This window comes from Mycobacterium rhizamassiliense (assembly GCF_900157375.1).
GTDB lineage: Bacteria > Actinomycetota > Actinomycetes > Mycobacteriales > Mycobacteriaceae > Mycobacterium > Mycobacterium rhizamassiliense.
In genome coordinates, this window is sequence record NZ_LT721901.1 from 3,920,067 (window position 1) to 3,938,228 (window position 18,162).

At 70.3% G+C, this 18,162-nt stretch carries 11 protein-coding genes; 8 read left to right on the forward strand and 3 right to left on the reverse strand.

The features are described from left to right. The 6 genes from MRAB57_RS18990 (at nt 1) to MRAB57_RS19015 (ending at nt 13,848) form a co-directional block, all read left to right on the forward strand. A complete protein-coding gene (locus tag MRAB57_RS18990; RefSeq protein ID WP_077088718.1) occupies nt 1-6,657 on the forward strand; it encodes a non-ribosomal peptide synthetase in 6,657 nt (2,218 codons plus the stop codon). Further along, nucleotides 6,654-11,087: a non-ribosomal peptide synthetase gene (locus tag MRAB57_RS18995; protein ID WP_077088719.1), complete on the forward strand. Its 4,434-nt coding sequence runs from the start codon at nt 6,654-6,656 to the stop codon at nt 11,085-11,087. The genes MRAB57_RS18990 and MRAB57_RS18995 overlap by 4 nt, the downstream gene beginning before the upstream one ends. Continuing rightward, nucleotides 11,084-12,373 (forward strand): NADPH-dependent L-lysine N(6)-monooxygenase MbtG, encoded by a 1,290-nt coding sequence (gene mbtG, locus MRAB57_RS19000; protein WP_077088720.1) that lies wholly within the window; start codon nt 11,084-11,086, stop codon nt 12,371-12,373. Before MRAB57_RS18995 ends, mbtG begins: the two co-directional genes overlap by 4 nt. After that, complete coding sequence (locus MRAB57_RS19005; RefSeq protein ID WP_077088721.1) at nt 12,351-12,578, forward strand: MbtH family protein; 228 nt, start codon at nt 12,351-12,353, stop codon at nt 12,576-12,578. Before mbtG ends, MRAB57_RS19005 begins: the two co-directional genes overlap by 23 nt. Nucleotides 12,579-12,740: 162 nt before the next feature. After that, nucleotides 12,741-13,268, forward strand: a complete 528-nt coding sequence (locus MRAB57_RS19010) for an MTB12 family secreted protein (protein ID WP_077090693.1) — start codon at nt 12,741-12,743, stop codon at nt 13,266-13,268. A 40-nt stretch (nt 13,269-13,308) separates the two neighbouring features. Beyond that, complete coding sequence (locus MRAB57_RS19015) at nt 13,309-13,848, forward strand: MTB12 family secreted protein (protein ID WP_077088722.1); 540 nt, start codon at nt 13,309-13,311, stop codon at nt 13,846-13,848. A 5-nt stretch (nt 13,849-13,853) separates the two neighbouring features. Here MRAB57_RS19015 and MRAB57_RS19020 read toward each other — a convergent pair whose 3' ends face one another. From MRAB57_RS19020 to MRAB57_RS19030, 3 genes are all read right to left on the reverse strand, one after another. After that, nucleotides 13,854-14,726 (reverse strand): sigma-70 family RNA polymerase sigma factor, encoded by an 873-nt coding sequence (locus MRAB57_RS19020; RefSeq protein WP_077088723.1) that lies wholly within the window; start codon nt 14,724-14,726, stop codon nt 13,854-13,856. Continuing rightward, entirely contained in the window at nt 14,723-15,319 is a 597-nt protein-coding gene (locus MRAB57_RS19025; protein WP_077090694.1) for a carboxymuconolactone decarboxylase family protein, read from the reverse strand. Before MRAB57_RS19025 ends, MRAB57_RS19020 begins: the two co-directional genes overlap by 4 nt. A gap of 90 nt (nt 15,320-15,409) precedes the next feature. Continuing rightward, complete coding sequence (locus MRAB57_RS19030) at nt 15,410-15,751, reverse strand: type II toxin-antitoxin system VapB family antitoxin (protein ID WP_077088724.1); 342 nt, start codon at nt 15,749-15,751, stop codon at nt 15,410-15,412. A gap of 148 nt (nt 15,752-15,899) precedes the next feature. Here MRAB57_RS19030 and hrcA point away from each other — a divergent pair, with 148 nt between their 5' ends. Next, the gene (hrcA, locus tag MRAB57_RS19035; RefSeq protein WP_077090695.1) at nt 15,900-16,931 is read left to right on the forward strand and encodes a heat-inducible transcriptional repressor HrcA; all 1,032 of its coding nucleotides are present in this window, start codon (nt 15,900-15,902) and stop codon (nt 16,929-16,931) included. A gap of 78 nt (nt 16,932-17,009) precedes the next feature. Next, nucleotides 17,010-18,161, forward strand: a complete 1,152-nt coding sequence (gene dnaJ / locus MRAB57_RS19040; RefSeq protein ID WP_077088725.1) for a molecular chaperone DnaJ — start codon at nt 17,010-17,012, stop codon at nt 18,159-18,161. Nucleotide 18,162: the final 1 nt, after the last annotated feature.

Consider the following 18,162-nt stretch of genomic DNA (forward strand, 5'->3'; position numbering starts at 1 on the left):
GTGACTGAAACCACCGGGGCCAGCGCCCGGCTCGACGAACAGCGCTTGGAACTGTTGCGCCGCAAGATCGCCGAACGCGGCCTGGCCAGGCCCGAGGGCGGCGTGGCCGTGGCGGACGACGAGTCGCGGATCTCGGCCGGCCAGCACCGGATGTGGTTCGTGCAGTCGGTCGACCCCGACAGCGCGTTGCTCAACATCTGCGTGTCCTACCGCCTCACCGGCACCGTCGACGTCGCCCGGCTGCGCCAGGCGGTCGACGCCGTGGCCGCGCGGCACGTCGTGCTGCGCACCACGTTCGACACCACGAGCGAGGGCGACCCGCAGCCGGTGGTCCGTGCGGAGCTGCGCCCGGAGTGGGCCGATCACGACCTGTCCGAGCTGACTGACCAGGCGCGGCGGCTGCGGCTGGACGTGTTGGCGCAGCGCGACTTCGGCCGGCCGTTCGACCTGACCAAGGATTCGCCGCTGCGGGTCACCGTCGCGCGGTTGTCCGCCGGCGAGTTGATGATGCTGATCACGGTCCACCACATCGCCTGGGACGACGGGTCGTGGGAACCGTTCTTCACCGACCTGACCCACGCGTATGCCGACCCGCAGGGGTATGCCGGCGAACCGGCGGTGCTGGCCCCCGGCGTCGATCCGGCGTCCGACGAACGCCGCGCGGCAGACCTTGACTACTGGCGGCCGCTGATTACGGATCTACCTGAGCCACTTGAGCTTCCGGGCCCCAACGGTTCGGTGGTGCCGAGCACCCTGCGTGCGCAGCGCGCCACCGCGCAGCTGTCGGCGGACGTCATCGCCCACGCGGCGGCGCTGGCACGCGAAACCGGTGCCACGCCGTACATGGTGCTGATGGCGGCCTTCGCGGCGCTGGTGCACCGCTACACCGGATCGACCGACTTCCTGATCGCGGCGCCGGTGCTCAACCGCGGGGTGGGAACCGAAGACGCGATCGGCTACTACGGCAACACGGTCGTGATCCGGCTGCGCCCGCAGTCTCATCAGACGTTCCGCGACCTGCTCACCGAGACGCGGGACAACGCGGTCGGCGCGTTCGCGCATTCGCGCGCCGACCTGGATCGGCTGGTACGCGAATCCAATCCCGACCGACGGCACGGCGCGGACCGGATGACGCGGGTGAGCTTCGGGCAGCGCGACGCCGACGGACCGGGCTTCGCGCCGGCCGGCGTGCGCTGCGAGCGCGGCGAATTGCGCGGCCACTTCAACCAGCTGCCACTGAGTTTCATGGTCGAGCTAGCTCGCGTGGCGGACGGCCGCGGCGGCGGGCTGGTCGAGGCCGAGTACCTGGTCGAGGTGCTGGATCGCGAGTTGGTCGAACAGCTGCTGCGCCACTATGTGGTGCTGCTGGACAGCGCGCTGGCCGACCCCGACGGCAGGCTGTCGGCGTGCAGGTTGATGAGCGACGACGACGCCGACTGGCTGCGCCGGGTGTCGACCGGTGAAGAGTTCAGCACGCCGGCCGCGACCCTGCCCGCCCTGGTGACCCGCCGGACGGCGCTCAAACCCGATGCCGTCGCCGTGGTCTACGAGGGCCGCGAGTACACCTATCGCGAGATCGACGAAGAGTCGAACCGGGTGGCGCACTGGCTCATCGAGCAGGGCATCGGCACCGAGGACCGGATCGCGGTGCTGCTGGACAAGTCGCCCGAACTGGTCATCACCTCGCTCGGCATTCTGAAATCGGGCGCGGTCTATCTGCCGGTGGACCCCACCTACCCGCAGGACCGGCTGACCTTCATCCTCGGCGACGCCGATGCCAAACTGATTCTGCGCGAACCGATTACCGGTCTGGACGACTACCCGGTCACCGAGCCCACCCTGCTTCGCCCGCTGGGCCCGCAGAACACCGCCTACCTGATCTACACCTCCGGCTCGACCGGGCTGCCCAAGGGCGTTCCCGTTCCGCACGCGCCGATCGCCGAGTACTTCGTCTGGTTCGGCGACGAGTACCGCATCGACGACACCGAGCGGCTGCTGCAGGTCGCGTCACCCAGCTTCGACGTGTCCATGGGCGAGATCTTCGGCACGCTGATCATGGGTGCCGGGCTGGTGATTCCGCGACCCGACGGGTTGCGCGACATCGGCTACCTGACCGAGCTGCTCAGCCGCGAAGGCATCACCTCGATGCACTTCGTGCCGTCGCTGCTGGGGCTGTTCCTGTCGCTGCCGGGCGTCAAGCAGTGGCGCACCCTGCGCCGCGTGCCCATCGGTGGCGAGGCGCTGCCCGGCGAGATCGCCGACAAGTTCCACGCCACCTTCGACGCGCTGCTGTACAACTTCTACGGCCCCACCGAGACGGTGGTGAACTGCACCAGCTACCCGGTGCAGGGCGCCCAGGGCGCCCGGATCGTGCCGATCGGCCGACCCAAGATCAACACGCAGGTCTATCTGCTCGACGACGCGCTGCAGCCGGTGCCGGTGGGCGTGATCGGCGAAATCTACATCGGTGGAATGCATGTCGCGCACGGCTACCACCGCCGGCCCGGGCTGACGGCCGAGCGCTTCGTCGCCGACCCGTTCACCGCGGGCGGCAGGCTGTACCGGTCGGGAGACCTGGCCCGCCGTAACGCCGACGGGGATATCGAGTTCGTCGGCCGGGCCGACGAGCAGGTGAAGATCCGCGGCTTCCGCATCGAGCTGGGCGAGATCGCCGCGGCCATCTCGGTGGACCCCAGCGTCGGCCAGGCCGTCGTCGTCGCCTCCGACTTGCCCGGCCTGGGTAAGAGCCTGGTGGGCTACGTGACACCCGCGTCGGGCGAGGGCACGGAAACCGTTGAGGTCGAACGTATCCGCGCGCGGGTGGCCGCGGCGCTGCCCGACTACATGACGCCGGCCGCCTACGTGGTGCTCGACGAGATTCCGATCACCGCCCACGGCAAGATCGACCGCACCGCGCTGCCCGCCCCGGAGATCGCCGCCGGCGCGGAGTACCGCGAGCCGACCACGCCCACCGAACGCCGAATCGCCGCACTGTTTTCCGGGCTGCTCGGCCACGACCGGGTCGGCGTCGACGACTCGTTCTTCGACCTGGGCGGCCACTCGCTGGTGGCCACCAAACTGGTCACCGCGATCCGCTCGGATTGCGACGTCGAAATAGGCATCCGCGACATCTTCGAGCTGGGTACGGTCGCGCTGCTGGCCGAGCGGATCGAGCAGTTGCGGTCCGGGGAGCGCGCGCAGTCGCGGCCCAAACTCGTTGCCACCGCGCACGACGAGCCGCTGCCGCTGTCGTCGTCGCAGCTGCGCAGCTGGTTCGCCTACCGCGTCGACGGGCCCAGCTGGGTCAACAACATCCCCTTCGCCGCGAGGCTGAGCGGGCCGTGGGACATCGACGCCCTGATCGCCGCGGCCGGCGACGTCGTCGCCCGGCACGAGATTTTGCGCACCAGCTACGTCGAAATCGACGGTGTGCCATACCAAGTGGTCAACCCGGCCGGCGGGCTGACGGTACGCCGCGAGGTCGCCGACGGCGCCCACGGGGACAGCGAGGTCTGGCTCAAGGAGCGTCTCGACACCGAGCGACGGTATTGCTTTGAGCTGGACGGCGAATGGCCGATTCGGGTCGCGGTGTTCGACACCAACGAGGGCGAGCACGTGCTGTCGCTGGTGGTCCACCACATCGCCTCCGACCACTGGTCGGCGGGCGTGCTGTTCGCCGACATCATGACGGCCTACCGCGCCCGGCGCACGGGCGAGGCGCCGTCGTGGGCGCCGCTGCGGGTGCAGTACGCCGACTACGCGGCCTGGCAGGGCGCGTTCCTGGGTGACTCCAGCGGGCAGGAGTCCAACGTCGCCGCCGAGCAGCGGGAGTATTGGGTGTCGCAGCTGGCCGGGCTGGCCGAGGACGCCGGGCTGCGGCCGGACTTCCCGCGCCAGCCGGTGCCGAGTGGGGCGGGTGAATCGGTCGAATTCAGCATCGACTCGGCGACCCGCGGCAAGCTTTCGGAGCTGTGCCGCGAGCTGGGCATCACCGAATTCATGCTGCTGCAGACGGCCGTCGCCGTCGTGCTGCACAAGGCAGGCGGCGGTGTTGACATTCCGTTGGGCACCCCGGTGGCCGGCCGCACCGAGACCGAGCTCGAGCAGCTGATCGGCTTCTTCGTCAATATCCTGGTGCTGCGCAACAACTTGGGAGGCAACCCGACGCTGCGCGAGGCGCTGACCCGGGCCCGGGAGACGGCGCTGGCCGCCTACGCCCATCAGGACCTGCCCTTCGACCGGGTGGTCGACAGTGTCAGCCCGGTCCGGTCGCTGTCGCGCAACCCGCTGTTCCAGGTCGTCGTACACGTGCGCGAGCACCTCGCCGCCGCGCGGGTGATCGACTCGGCGCCCGAGTCCGGTGGCCAGGACACGGTGTGCACCTCGCTGGACCCCACCTTCGACATGGCGCACGCCGATCTGTCCGTCAACTTCTTCGGCACCGACGGGTCGGGCGACACCGGCTACAACTGCGCGGTCATCTTCCGCACCGAGCTGTACCGCCGGGCGACCATCGAGCGGCTGGCCGGTTGGCTGGCCCGCGTCGTCACCGAGTTCGCCAACGACGCCGATCAGTCGCTGCGCGACGTCCGGCTGATCGAGGACGACGAGCAGCACCGCATCGTCGCGGGCTGGAGCCGCGGTGAGCTGCCGCCGCAGGACCGGCCGCGCACCATCCCGGATCTGTTGCGGCCCAGCCGGGAGTTGGGATCCGACCGGATCGCGGTGCGCTGCGGCGACGAGCACATCGATTACCCTGCGCTGCACCGTCGTTCGGACAACCTGGCGGCGCTGCTCGTCGAGCATGAGGTCGGGCCGGGCTCGCTGGTCGGATTGTCGATGCGCCGCAGCATCGATCTGGTGGTGGCGCTGGTGGCCATCATGAAGGCCGGCGGCGGTTACTTCCCGATCGATCCGGGTTATCCGCTGGCGCGCAAGGAATTCATGGTCGACGACGTCAAGCCGCCGGTCGTGCTGGCGACCATCGAGGCGCTGGACACCATGCCCGACATTGCCGGCGTCACCCTCGTCTCGCTGGACGACCCGCAGGTGCGTGCGGCGCTCGACAACGACGACGCGCCATCGCGCGACTTCCCCGCGCCGCACCCCGAAGACCCGATGTACCTGGTGTTCACGTCCGGGTCCACCGGCAAGCCAAAGGGCGCGGTGGGCACCCACCGGTCGATGTCGGCCCGGCTGGACTGGCAGCTGCGCCACTACCCGCCGCGCACCCGCGACGACGTTCGCCTGGCCCAGGCCTCGATCACGTTCCTCGAGGGCGGCATGGAGATGCTGGCCGGACTGGCGGCCGGCGCCACGATGATCCTGGCCAACGACACCGAGCTGCGCGACGTCGAAGCCCTTGGCGCGCTGATGAATCGGCATTCCGTCGCGCAGGTGACCGCGGTGCCGAGCCTGGTGTCCGCGCTCGTCGACTCCCGCCCCGACGCGGTGCGGGCGCTGGCGCGGCTGGTGTGCGGCGGCGAGCCGGTGAGCACATCGCTGCTGCGGCGGCTAGTGGCGGGTTGCGCCGACGGCGACACCGAGCTGCTGAACAACATCGGCTCGACCGAGACGTCCGGCGCGGTGTCGCGCGGGCCGCTGAACCCGCCGAATCNGCGCGACACCGCGCCGGACGTCTCGGTCGAGCCGATGTTGTTCAGCAGCTCGGTGTCGCGCGGGCCGCTGACCCCGCCGAATCCGCTCGTCGGCAAGCCGCTGCCCGGTGCGGACGCCTATCTGCTGGACGACGGGCTGCGCCCGGTGCCGGTCGGCGTGGTCGGCGAGTTGTACTACGCCGGTGACCAGCTGGCCCGGGGATACTGGAAGCGGTCCGGCCTAACCGCGACCCGGTTCGTGGCCAATCCGTATGCCGCCCAGCCCGGTTCGCGGCTGTATCGCAGCGGCGACATGGCGCGGTGGACCGAGGGCGGCCAACTGGAATTCGTCGGCCGCGCCGACCACCAGGTGCAGGTGCGCGGTTTCCGGGTCGAGCTGGCCGAGGTCGAGGCCGCCCTGCTGGCGGCCGACGGTGTCGCCGCCGCCGCGGCCCGCACCTGGGAACTGCACGGCGGCACGTCGCTCGCGGGATACGTTGTGCCACAGGCACCCATCGCCGACGACGCCGAGAAGGCGGCGTTCGCCGGTTCGGTGCGCGGCGCCATCGCCAGGACACTGCCGGGTTACATGATTCCCTCGTCGTTGACGGTGCTCGACGCGCTGCCCAAGACCGAGTCGGGCAAGCTGAACCGGCCGGGGCTGCCGCGGCCCGCGGTCACCACCAGCGGGCAGATCGAGCCGACCCGCACCGACACCGAACACGCCCTGGCCAAGGTGTTCGCCGACCTGCTGTCGACCCCCGAAGTCGGGCGCTCCGACGACTTCTTCGCTCTGGGCGGCGACAGCATCCTGTCGGTTCAGTTGGCGGCGCGGGCGCGGGCGGCGGGCCTTGCGGTCAGCCCGCGGATGATCTTCGAGAATCCGACGGTGGCGGAACTCGCCGCCGCGGTAGACGCCTCGGACGATACGGCCGACGTCGAACTTTCCAACGGGCATGCGGACACCCGCTTCGAGCCGATGAGCGCGTCGGGCCTGTCGGCCTCGGATCTGGCTGCGGTGACCGAACTTTGGTCGTCGTCGCGTGACGGGACGTCATGACGGCCACTAGAACCGACGCGGCGTCGGGCATCGAGGACGTCATGGCGCTGAGCCCCCTGCAGGAGGGCTTGTACTCGCTGACCACCCTCGCCGAATTCGCCGAGGGCCAGCCCGCCGACGACCCATACCTGATCGGCATCGCCGCGGACATCTCCGGCGTACTCGACGACGACCTGTTGCGCGATTGCGCGACGAAGATGTTGACCCGGCACCCCAACCTGCGGGCCAGCTTCTTCAGCCGCGGCATTGCGCGTCCGGTGCAGATCGTGCCGACCCGGTTCGACCTGCCGTGGCGCACGGTCACCGCCGCACCCGAGGACGTTCCGGCGCTGGAGGCGGGGGAGCGGCAGCGCCCGTTCGACCTGGAGCGCGGCCCGGCGATCCGCTTCCTGCTCATCGAATTGCCCAGCGCCCGATGGCGTTTGGTGCTGACCGCCCATCACATCGTGATCGATGGCTGGTCGCTGCCGGTGTTCGTCAACGAGATGATGATCCTGTATTCGGCCGGCGGCGATCTGGCCGTGCTGCCGGTGGCCCCGCGGCCGTACCGTGACTACATCGGCTGGCTGGCCGGCCGGGATCCGGCTGCCAGCGAACGGGTTTGGCGTCAGCACCTGGACGGCCTGACCGGTCCCACGCTGCTGTCGGCCGCGCTGGGCTCGGCCGAGGCGGTCGAGGGCCAGCGGGCGGCGTTGCCGCGCACCACCGAACTGCGGCTGACCGCCGAGAAGACCTGGCAACTGGTCGACGGCGCCCGATCCCGCGGTGTCACCGTCAACACCCTGATGCAGATGGCGTGGGCCCTGGTGTTGTCCCGGCTGACCGACACCCTCGACGTGGTGTTCGGCGTGACGGTGTCGGGCCGGCCGGCCGAACTCGCCGGCGTGGAGACGATGATCGGACTGTTCATCAACACGGTGCCGCTGCGGGTGCGACTAGACCCGGCCGCCGGTGTCGGCGACCAATGCCGCGCGGTGCAGCGCAACGCGGCGCTGCTGCGCGAGCACGGCTACCTCGGGCACGCCCAGCTGCGGGCGCTCGGTGGGGTCGGGGAGATGTTCGACACCCTGCTGGTCTACGAGAACTTTCCCCTGGACGGTCTGGCCGCCGGCGGCGAATTAACCGCGGGCGCAGCCACATTCCGGCCGCAGCCCCTGCAAAACCTGTCGCACTTCCCGGTCGCGATCGCCGCCCACATGGCGGGCGACGAACTGGTGGTGCTGATCGAGGTGATCGACGGCGCGCTGGGCGCGACGTCCGCGGTCACCTTCGGCGAGCGGGTGCTGGCCACCGTCGAGCGACTGCTGCGGGACTGGGACCGCCCGCTGCGCGAGCTCAGCGTCCTGTTCGAGGACGAGGTGATCCCATCGCGCGCCGCGGGTGCGCTCACCCCGGCGGCGTACCGCGGCATCCACGCGCGATTCGCCGACGCCGCGGCCAGGACACCGGACCACGCCGCGGTCAGCTGGTCGGGCGGCAGCCTGAGTTATGGCGAGCTGGACGCCGCCGCCAACGAGCTGGCCGTCCAACTCGCCGCCCGCGGGGTAGTGGCCGAAACGCCGGTGGCAATCCGGCTTTCGCGCGGCCCGCAGTACGTCGTCGCGATGCTGGCCGTGCTCAAAGCCGGCGGCATGTGCGTGCCGATGGAACCGTCGATGCCCCCGGAGCGGGTGGAGTCGATACTGCGCCAGACCGGCGCGACCATCGTTGTGGACGACGAGCTGCTCGCGGCCGAGCCCCAGCAGGCCACCGACTTCCGCCCGGTCGACGCGCCACCCGGGCAGGCCGCCTACGTCGTGTTCACCTCGGGCACGACGGGAGAACCCAAGGGCGTCATCGGAACTCACGCGGCGGTGGGCGCCTACGCCGACGACCACCTGGACGCCGTGTTGCGGCCCGCGGCCGCCCGGCTGGGCCGGCCCCTGCGCGTCGCGCACGCGTGGTCGTTCGCGTTCGACGCGGCCTGGCAGCCGCTGGTTGGCTTGCTCGACGGGCACGGCGTGCACGTCGTCGACGAACCGACCCAGACCGACGCCGAGGCGTTGGTCACCGCGATCGCCGAGCACGGCGTCGACATGATCGACACCACGCCTTCGATGTTCGCCCAACTCGCCGCGTGCGGCCTGCTGACGACCGTGCCGCTGGCGGTGCTGGCGCTGGGCGGTGAGGCGGTCGGCAGCTCCGCGTGGGCGCTGATTCGGTCCGAGTGCGCGCGCACGGGCATGACTGCATACAACTGCTACGGCCCCACCGAGACCACCGTCGAGGCGGTGGTGGGAGCCATCGCGGAGCTCGACGAGCCGTCGATCGGGCGCCCGACCCGCTACACCCGCGGGTACGTGTTGGATTCCGCGCTGCGGCCGGTGCCGTGCGGCGCGACCGGCGAGCTCTACCTGGCCGGTGCCCAACTGGCCCGCGGCTACCTCGGGCGCGCGGCCGAGACCAGCCAGCGGTTCCTCGCCGACCCGTTCACGGACGGCGAAAGGATGTACCGCGCCGGCGATTTGGTGCGCCGGTCGGCCGACGGCTCGCTGCAGTACGTGGGCCGCGCCGACGCGCAGGTCAAGATCCGCGGCTACCGCGTCGAGCCCGGCGAGATCGCCGCCGCACTCGAATCCCATCCCGCCGTCCGGCACGCGGGGGTCCTGGTGCGCCAGCGGCAGGGTGCCGCCCGGCTGACCGCCTACGTGGTGGCGTCCGACGCGGTGGAACCGTCGGCGGCCGAGCTGCGCGCGATGCTCGGCACCCGGCTGCCGCGCTACATGATTCCGCATCGCATCGTCATCGTCGGCGAAATCCCGCTCACCTCCAACGGCAAGCTGGACGAGGCCGCGTTGAGCGCCTTCGACGCCGCCGAACCCACGACCGAGGCCGCACCCGAAACGGCCACGGAAACCGCACTGGCCGAACTGCTTTCGGAGCTGCTCGGTCAGGCCCGCGTCGATGTCGCCGCAGACTTCCTGCAACTCGGTGTGGACAGCATCATGGCCCTGTCTGTGGTGCAGGCGGCGCGGGCCAGGGGAATCGCGCTGCGCGCCAGGCTGATTCTCGAATGCGCCAACGTCCGCGAGCTGGCCGAGGCCATCGACTCCGAGGCCGTCGCCGCGGCCCGCGACGACGAGGACACGACCGAGCCGATGCCGTTGCTGCCCAACGGCCGCTGGCTCTACGAGTACGGCGAGCCGCGCAGGCTGGCGCAGACCGAAGCGCTTCGGCTGCCCGACAACGTGACTCGCGACCAGCTGCGCGCCGCTCTGGCCAGCATCGTCGCCGGCCACGAAGTGCTGCGCACCCGCCTGGATCGCGCCAGCATGACGCTGGTCCCGGCGCCGGCGACCGAAAGCCGCACCGATGTCCTCACCGAGGTGGAGGCGACCGACGATCTGCAAGCGGTGGTCCCCGCGCACGTGGCCCGCGCCGTCGACCGCCTCGACCCGGAACGCGGAGTGCTGCTCAGCGCGGTCTGGCTGCGGCCGCCCACCGGGCGCAGCGTCCTGCTGCTGGCCGCGCACGTGCTGGCGATGGACCCGGCGTCGTGGCGCGTCGTGATCGGCGAATTGGACGCGGCCCTGCAGGCATTGGCCGCCGGGCACGCGCCCGCCCCCGTCCGCGAACACACCAGCTACCGGCGGTGGGCCGCCGCGCTCACCGAGCGGGCGCATCGGCTGGACACCGCGCCGTTCTGGGCCGCCCAGCTCGACGGCGACGACCCCGCGCTCGGCAGCAGGCGGATCGATCCGGGCCGCGACCGCGCCGGTGACCTGAGCGTGCGCATGGTCGCCGCCGACGCGGAGACCACCCAGCGACTACTGGATTCCGGCCTCCCGCTGCCCAATTTGTTGGTCACGGCCACCGCGGCGATGGTGACGCGCTGGCGGCAGTCCCGCGACCAGGCCACGCCGCCGCCGCTGCTGGCGCTCGAAACCCACGGCCGCGCCGACAGTTTGGTGGACGCGCCGGGGGCCTATGGGGACCACGCCATCGACACCGGCGACACGATCGGGCTGCTCAGCTCCATCTACCCGGTGCGGGTGCACTCTTCGGACCCGCGACGCGTCGGGGAGTGGCTCGCGGAGATCCCGGGCGATGGTCTGGATTACGGCCTGCTGCGCTACCTGCGGGCCGACACCGCCGAGCGCCTTGCCGCGCTGCCGGGGCCGCAGGTGCTGCTGAACTACCTCGGTGCCGCGCACACCGGGGGCAGCACGCTGCTGACGCCGGAGCGCGCGCTGCTCACCGGGGTGTCGCCGCAGCCGGAGCCGGACGTGGCGGTGCGCCACGAGCTGACCATCGTTGCCACCGTGCTGACTTTCGACGGCCAGCGCGTCCTGGCCGCGCAGTGGCGGGCGCTGCCCGAGATTCTTGGCGACGCGGATGTGACTGCGTTGCAACAACTGTGGATTGATTGTCTGCGGGAGATGGTGATATGAGCACACTTGCGATCCTCGGTGCCGGGGCCAAGGCGGTGGCGGTGGCCGCGAAGGCGTCGGTGCTGCGCGACATGGGCGTCGACGCCCCCGAGGTGATCGCCGTCGAACGCACCGGCGTCGGGGCCAACTGGCAGGCGAGCGGCGGCTGGACCGACGGGGCGCACCGGCTGGGCACCAGCCCGGAAAAGGACGTCGGGTTCCCCTACCGGTCGTCGTTGGTGCCGCGCCGCAACGCCGAGGTCGACGAACGGATGACCCGGTACAGCTGGCAGTCGTATCTGATCGCGAACAGCTTGTTCGCCCAGTGGATCGATCGCGGCAGGCCGGCGCCCCCGCACCGCCGGTGGAGCCAATACCTGGGTTGGGTGGCCGACCAGGTCGGCATGAAGGTGGTGCACGGCGAGGTCGACAAGCTGGCGGTGACCGGTGACCGGTGGGCGCTGCACACCCACGAAACCACCGTGCACGCCGACGCCCTGCTGGTCACCGGGCCGGGCCAGGCGGAAAAGTCGTTGCTGCCCGGCAACCCGCGCACGCTGTCGATCGCCCAGTTCTGGGATCGCGCCGCCGGCCACGACCGGATCTGCGCCGAGCGGGTGGCCGTGATCGGCGGCGGCGAGACGGCCGCGTCGATGCTCAACGAGCTGTTCCAGCACCGGGTTTCGACGATCACGGTGATCTCCCCGCAGGTCACGCTCTTCACCCGGGGCGAGGGCTTCTTCGAGAACTCGCTGTTCTCCAACCCCACCGACTGGACCGCGCTGACGCTGCAAGAACGCCGCGACGCGCTGAACCGCACCGACCGCGGCGTGTTCTCGGCGAACGTCCAGGAGGCGCTGCTGGCCGACGACCGCATCCACCACCTGCGCGGCCGGGTGGCCCACGCGGTCGGCCGGGACGGGCAGATCCGGTTGACGCTGTCCACCAACCGGGGCAGCGAGAACCTGGAAACGGTCCACGGCTTCGATCTCGTCATCGACGGCTCGGGCGCCGACCCCCTGTGGTTCACCTCACTTTTCAGTCAGGACGCGCTTGACCTGCTCGAACTGGGGCTGGGCGGTCCGCTGACCGCGGACCGCCTCCAGGAGGCCATAGGCTATGACTTGGCCGTCAGCGACGTCGCGCCGAAGTTGTTCCTGCCAAACCTGTCGGGACTGACCCAGGGGCCAGGATTTCCGAACTTAAGCTGCCTCGGGCTGCTGTCGGACCGGGTACTCGGTAGTACGACCAGCCCGTCCAACCACCCCACTATGAGGAGAACTGATGAGCATCAATCCCTTCGATGACGAAAACGGCACATTCTTCGTGCTGGTCAACGATGAGGAGCAACACAGCCTGTGGCCGACCTTCAGCGACGTGCCGGAGGGCTGGCGCAAGGTCTACGGCGAGGCGACCCGGGCGGAATGCCTGGACTTCATCGAGCAGAACTGGCCCGACATCCGGCCGAAAAGCCTGCGTGAGGCCGTAGACGCCCGCCGTCTGGGCGAGTAGCGCGTCGAGTAACGCGGCCAAAAATTCTGGGCTGCTACACAGCTTGGGCACAGACTAGCCTGGGCATTCCTCCGTAGCATCTGTCACAAGGTGCACAATTGCATCAACTACACCATGCGATGGCGCGGCTGCGTACATCCCATGGCCAGCAAAGGGGGAACCATGAAGTCCGTCAAAGCCATCGCCACCGGTGTGGCAGCCCTGGGCGCCATCGGCGCCGCGGCCGTCGGCGTGACGTCGATCGCGTCGCTGCCGGGTACTAGTGCAGCGCAGGTACAGCTCGCCGCGGTCGGCGCGCCGCTCCCGCAGGACCCGCCGCCGGCCCCCGCTCCGGCGCCGGCCGCCAATGTCCCGACGTCGGACCAGCTGACGGGGCTGCTGAACACCCTCGCCGACCCCAGCGTTCCGTTCGCCAGCAAGAGCAACCTGGTTGAGGGCGGCATCGGCGGGACCGAGGCGCACATCGCCGACCACAAGCTGCAGAAGGCGGCCCAGAAGGGCGACCTGCCGCTGACGTTCAACATCACCAACATCCAGCCGACCGCCAACGGATCGGCCACCGCCGACGTCGCGGTGTCGGGCCCGAAGATTCCGAGCCCGGTGACGCAGAACGTCACGTTCATCAACCAGGGCAGCTGGATGCTGTCCCGCGCGTCGGCCATGGAACTGCTGCAGGCCGCTGGACACTGATCCAGTTCAGGTACGTTCAGACGCGTCGAAGGGGAGACACATGAAATCGGTCGTTACCAGCATGGCCGCGTTGGCCGTCATCGGCGGCGCAGCCGCCGCCATCACTTCCGTCGCAGCACCGGGTGACCAGGTCCAACTGGCCGCCGTGGGTCTGCCCAACGGGCCGGCATTGCCGCAGGACCCGCCGCCACCGCCCCCGCCTCCGGCGCCGGCGGGCGCGCCGGGACAACTGCCCAGCCCGGAGCAGCTGGCCAACCTGTGCAACCAGGCCACCGATCCCGGCGTCGGATACTCGACGAAGACCAGCCTGGTCGAGAACGGCATCACCCCGGACGAGGGCCACGTCGCCGACCACGACCTGCGCAAGGCCTACCGGAACGGCAACTTCCCGGAGACCTTCACGGTGACCAACATCGCGCCGGCCGGCCCGACTCAGGCCACCGCCCAGGTCGCCATCGGCGGTCCGAAGTTCGCCGGGCCGGTGACCAAGCAGCTCCTGTTCGTCAACCAGAACGGCAACTGGGTGCTGCAGCACGACGCGGCGATCGCCCTGATCCAAGCGGCGTCGGCGACGAACTAGACGAACTAGCCGGTCACCGCGCTCACGTCGATCCGGCCGATGCGTGCTGGATCGGCCAGCACGTCGATGGCGGCCACCCGGCCGTCGCGCACCACGAACGCCATGATCGCAACGGCGCCGCCGGCGAGGAACACCACCGCGCCGGCGGCGCCGTTGACGGTCGCGGCCCGCACCTCGCGCTCAGGGCCCGCGTAGCCGCGGGCCAGCTTGGCCACCGCCGCAGCCCCCTCGGCGCGGACCAGGCCGGCGCTGGCGCCGATGTCGCCGCGCAACACCACGTCGGGGTCTAGCACCGACAGCAGCCGGTCGAAGTCACCGGTGCGGCCCGCCGCGAAGAACGCGTCGACCACCGCGCGCTGCGCGGCGAGGTCGGCGTCGGGAACCGGCTCGGCCTGTTCGATGCGCCGGCGCGCGCGGCTGGCCAGCTTGCGGGTGGCCTCGGGCGTGCGGTCGACGATCGCCGCGATCTGGTCGAACGGGACCGTGAACACGTCATGCAGCACGAACGCCAGGCGTTCCGCCGGTGGCAGCGTGTCGAGCACGACGAACAACGCCAGGCCGACCGCGTCGGCCAGCAGCGCCCGATGCTCGGGGTCGGATTCGCCGGGCGCGTCCACGATCGGGTCGGGCAGCTGGGCCACCAGCTCCTCGCGGCCGCGGGCGTGCCGGTCGCGCAGCGTGTTCAGGCAGATGCGGGCCACCACGGTGGTCAGCCACGCGTCCAGGTTGGCGATGCCCGCACCGGAAACCCGCTCCAGCCGCAGCCACGCCTCCTGCACGGCGTCCTGCGCGTCGTCGATCGAGCCCAGCATGCGGTAGGCGATGGCGCCCAGCCGTGGCCTGGCCGCCTCGAAGCGGGCGGCAAGGGAAGCCGTCACGCGCCGTCGCCGTCGGGCAGGGCGCACACCTGGCCGCCGGAGAAGCCGGACGACCCGATGCCGAGCGCGAGGTTGAACCGCGCCCGCAGGTTGCCCAGGTTGATGACGTGGGTGAGGCCGACCAGCTGCGCCGTGTCGAAGTGCGCGCGCAACGCGTCGAACAGCTCGTCGGTCACCTCGACCGGGGTCCGGCTCATCGCGGTGGCGTACGCAAGGATCAGCTTGTCGACGTCGGAGAAGCACGGCGCGTCGCGGTAGTTCCCCAGCGCCAGCAGTTCCTCGTCGGTGAGCCCCCACCGGCGGGCGATCTGCGAGCCCAGGTCGATGCAGTATTCGCAGCGCACCGTCGTCGCCGCCTTCAGCTCGGCCAGCGCGCGGTGGCGGGGACTGAGGATATCGAGCTTGGACTCGGCCTGCTCCAACTTGCCGTACGCGCTGAGCAGCTTGGGAATGTGCGCGTACATCCGCAGCGGTTCGAGCATCCCGGCCGTCTCCAGGCCGGTCATCTGGGCGAGCTTGCGTCGGGTGAAGAAGAAGGCGATCTTGGCACCCAGCCCGGCGTCGTGGTCGGAGACTCCCTGAAGGCGCGACATGGCGATCCTTTCGAACGGCGTGCGGGCCGTCATCGGCCCTCACTACGTCGACACCCGGCGGCCGGCAAACGTGACCGGCGGGTGGCCGCCTCAGTGCCCGAAGGTCGAACCCGAACCCTGGATCTGCTCGCTCAGCGGCACGTCCATGTCGTATACCCGGGCGTGAAAAATGATGCGATTCCGCAGCGCCGCCCGCACCGCCCGGTGCAGGCCGTCCTCCAGATAAATCACGCCCTTCCAGCGCACCGCGTGCGGGAAGAGGTCGCCGTAGAAGGTCGAGTCCTCCGACAGCAGGCGATCGAGCGCGAGCACCGTTGTCGTGGTGACCAATTCGTCGAGGCGGATTTGCTGTGGCGGTATCTGGGACCAGTCCTTGTACGAGAGCCCATGTTCCGGATACGGCTTGCCTTCGCGCACGCCCTTGAAGATCATGCCCGGAACCTCTCCAGACCCCGGCCCGACAAATACATGCTGGATAGGCTAGTCGGAGAAGTTGCCGACGGCGCGCGACTCTCTTCGGCTGTGCGCGGTCAATACCCGCCGAGACCGTAAAATGGACGCGATCAAGGAGGTAGGGCCAATGGGAAGTGCGGACGACCGTCGCTTCCAGGTGCTGCACGCGATCGTTGCGGACTTCGTCTCCACCAAGGAACCGATCGGTTCCAAGTCGCTCGTCGAGCGGCACAACCTCGGCGTGTCCAGCGCGACCGTGCGCAACGACATGGCCGTGCTCGAGGCCGAGGGCTACATCACCCAGCCGCACACCAGCTCCGGGCGGGTCCCCACCGAGAAGGGCTACCGTGAGTTCGTCGACCGGCTCGACGACGTCAAGCCGCTGTCGTCGGCCGAGCGGCGCGCGATCCAGGGTTTCCTGGAGTCCGGCGTCGACCTGGACGACGTGCTGCGCCGCGCGGTGCGGCTGCTCGCCCAGCTGACCCGCCAGGTGGCCGTCGTCCAGTACCCGACGCTGTCGACCTCGACGGTTCGCCACCTGGAGGTCATCGCCCTGACCCCGGCCCGGCTGCTGATGGTCGTCATCACCGACTCCGGCCGCGTCGATCAGCGCGTCGTCGAACTCGGCGACGTCATCGACGACCACCAGCTTGGCCGATTGCGGGAGATGCTCGGGCAAGCGCTGGTGGGCAAGCGGCTCTCGGCCGCCTCGGTCGCGGTGGCCGACCTGGCCGGACAGCTCGACGGTGCCGGCGGCTTTGGCGACGCCGTGGGCCGTTCGGCGACGGTGTTGCTGGAGTCGTTGGTGGAACACACCGAAGAACGCTTGGTGATGGGCGGTACCGCCAACCTGACCCGCAACGCCGCGGATTTCGGCGGCTCGCTGCGGCCCATTCTGGAGGCCCTCGAGGAGCAGGTGGTGGTGCTGCGGTTGCTGGCCGCCCAGCAGGAGGCCGGCAAAGTGACGGTGCGGATCGGTCACGAGACTGCCGTGGAGCAGATCGCGGGCACTTCGATGGTGTCCACCTCCTACGGCAATGCCGACACCGTCTACGGCGGCATGGGTGTGCTGGGGCCCACCCGGATGGACTATCCGGGAACTATCGCCAGCGTCGCCGCAGTTGCTCTTTATATTGGCGAGGTCCTTGGTGCCCGATGATCGCGCACCTGCAAAGCTTGTGGACGGCCGCTCCGAAATAACGGGCGCGGCGTAACCCCCTTCTAGGAGAGAGTCAGCGTGGCACGCGACTATTACGGGCTGCTCGGCGTGAGCAGAAACGCCAGCGATTCGGAGATCAAGCGCGCGTACCGCAAGCTGGCTCGTGAGCTGCATCCGGACGTCAACCCCGACGAGGCCGCGCAGGCGAAGTTCAAGGAGATCAGCGCCGCCTACGAGGTGCTCAGCGACCCGGAGAAGCGCCGGATCGTCGACCTGGGCGGGGATCCGCTGGAGAACGCCGCGGCCGCTGGGGCGGGCGGGTTCGGTGGCTTCGGCGGTTTGGGCGACGTGTTCGAGGCGTTCTTCGGCGGCGGCTTCAGCGGGGGCGGGACGTCGCGCGGCCCGATCGGCCGCGTCCGGCCGGGTTCGGACTCGCTGCTGCGGATGCGCCTGGACCTCGAGGAGTGCGCCACCGGCGTGACCAAGCAGGTCACCGTCGACACCGCGGTGCTGTGCGACCGCTGCCAGGGCAAGGGCACCAACGGCGATTCCGCGCCGATCCCATGCGACACCTGCGGGGGCCGCGGCGAGGTGCAGACCGTGCAGCGCTCGCTGCTGGGCCAGGTGATGACGGCGCGGCCGTGCCCCACCTGCCGCGGTGTCGGCGTGGTCATCCCCGACCCGTGCCACCAGTGCATGGGCGACGGCCGCGTGCGGTCCCGGCGCGAGATCAGCGTCAAGATCCCCGCCGGTGTCGGCGACGGCATGCGGGTGCGGCTGGCCGCCCAGGGCGAGGTCGGGCCCGGGGGAGGACCGGCCGGTGACCTCTACGTCGAGGTCCACGAGCAGGCCCACGACATCTTCGTGCGCGACGGCGACGACCTGCACTGCACCATCGCGGTGCCGATGGTCGACGCGGCGCTGGGTGTCACGGTCACCGTCGACGCCATCCTGGACGGCGTGAGCGAGATCGTCGTTCCCCCCGGCACGCAGCCGGGCGCGATCATCACGCTGCGCGGCCACGGCATGCCGCCGCTGCGGTCCACCGCCCGCGGCAACCTGCATGCGCACGTCGAGGTCGTGGTCCCGGCCCGGCTCGACCATCAGGACGCAGATCTGCTGCGCGAGCTGAAGACTCGTCGCAGCCGCGACGTGGCCGAGGTCCGCTCGACGCACAACGGCAGCGGCGGACTGTTCAGCCGGCTGCGCGAGACCTTCAGCGGGCGCTAGC